A 1,482-nucleotide genomic window follows, 5' to 3' on the forward strand; every position below is an offset into this window, starting at 1 on the left:
CCTAGGGCGTGTCTCCTAATGAGGGCCATGGAGCGACAGAGCAAGTGACCTCGCGATCGCTCTGATTGCCGGACCTCAGTGATCAGGTCGAGGGTTCGAGAAGGGTGTGAAACGCATCTGCCAAGCGGCGCACGTCCTCACCGGCTCCGTGGTGCGTCGTCGTCGAGAAACTCCAGGAATCGTCGCCGTACGGTCTGTTCGTGACCTCCCAGCGGAGGTGAACGTGACCGTCGTGACGCGCGTCAAGGCGCAGTTCATCCTCAAGCGACTGCCAGGTGCGTTCGCCTGTCCAGCCACGGAACTCGTCGTACAGGCGATACAGAAACGCCGGGAGTCCGCTGGTTCCCAGGGAGAGAATGACCTGCTGCTCGACCCGCAGGTGGTCTCCGATTGCCCGGACGAGCATCCCAGACACGTACGGGTCGTCGGGACCGTATGGAAACGTCTGTTCGAACTCCAGCGTCAAGCCGGTCGAGGCGGGAATGCGCACCACGGCTTGATCGAACACGTCGACAATCTACCGGGATCGCAACCAACTGATGATCGCCGCCAGCACCGCTCCGGCCCGGTACACGGCGGCGTGCTTGTCGTAGCGGGTGGCGAGGCCGCGCCACTGCTTGAGCAGGTTGAAGGACCGCTCGACGACGTTACGTCGCTTGTAGGTCTCCCGGTCGAGCTTCGGCGGGCGGCCGCCTCGTGCGCCTCGCCGTCTCCGGTTGGCCTGCTGGTCGGACGGTTCGGGGATCACTACTCGGATCCCGCGTCGGCGCAGCATCGCCCGATTCCCGCGCGAGGAGTACGCCTTGTCCCCGAGCACCGCGTCGGGCGTGGTTCGCGGCCGGCCCACCCCGAGGCGCGGCACCCAGATGTCCGCCAGGACGACCTCGAGCGCGCGCCCGTCGTGCGACTGCCCCGGAGTCACCACCACCGCCAGCGGGCGGCCACGCCCGTCGACAGCGTGGTGGATCTTGCTCGTTAGTCCACCACGAGAACGGCCAATGCCGTGACTTGCAGGTTCACTGTTGACGGTGCCGGTCCCGCGGTTCTTGTGATTCGACGTCGCCCCCTGTGTCCTGCTCCGGACGAGTCGTGTTCGTCGCGTGCTGGTGCGCGCGGTTGATGGTCGAGTCCACCGAGACCGTCCAGTCGATCTCACCGGCCGCGTCAGCCTCGGCCATCAGGTGCGCCAGAATGCGGTCCCAGGTGCCGTCGTCGGCGAACCTCTTGTGCCGCTTCCACACCGTCTGCCACGGCCCGAACGCCTCCCGCGGCAGGTCCCGCCACGGGATCCCGGTCCGGTACCGGTACGCGATGCCCTCGACCACCGTGCGGTGATCCCCGAACGGGCGACCGACCTTACCCGCGTTCGACGGCAGCAACGGTTCGATCCGCTCCCACTGTTCGTCCGACAAGACCTGGAACCGACTCACGCCCGTGAGTCTGGCCGCCCGCCTCCACTCAGAGTTGGGAGACACGCCCTAG

2 protein-coding genes are annotated in these 1,482 nt (G+C 66.7%); both read right to left on the bottom strand.

All coding sequences use genetic code 11. The features are described from left to right. Positions 1-82: 82 nt before the first annotated feature. On the bottom strand, positions 83-508 hold the full coding sequence (locus ABIE39_RS18700) for a DUF6228 family protein (RefSeq protein ID WP_354053022.1): 426 nt from the start codon (positions 506-508) through the stop codon (positions 83-85). 9 nt (positions 509-517) lie between these two features. Next, positions 518-1,430 (bottom strand): IS5 family transposase gene (locus tag ABIE39_RS18705; RefSeq protein ID WP_354053024.1). Its coding sequence is split into 2 segments (ribosomal slippage): positions 518-1,066 and positions 1,068-1,430, totalling 912 coding nucleotides; the frame shifts between segments, so codons are not numbered across the junction. Positions 1,431-1,482: the final 52 nt, after the last annotated feature.

The organism is Cellulosimicrobium sp. 4261, from assembly GCF_040546915.1.
Classification (GTDB): Bacteria; Actinomycetota; Actinomycetes; order Actinomycetales; family Cellulomonadaceae; genus Cellulosimicrobium; species Cellulosimicrobium cinnabarinum.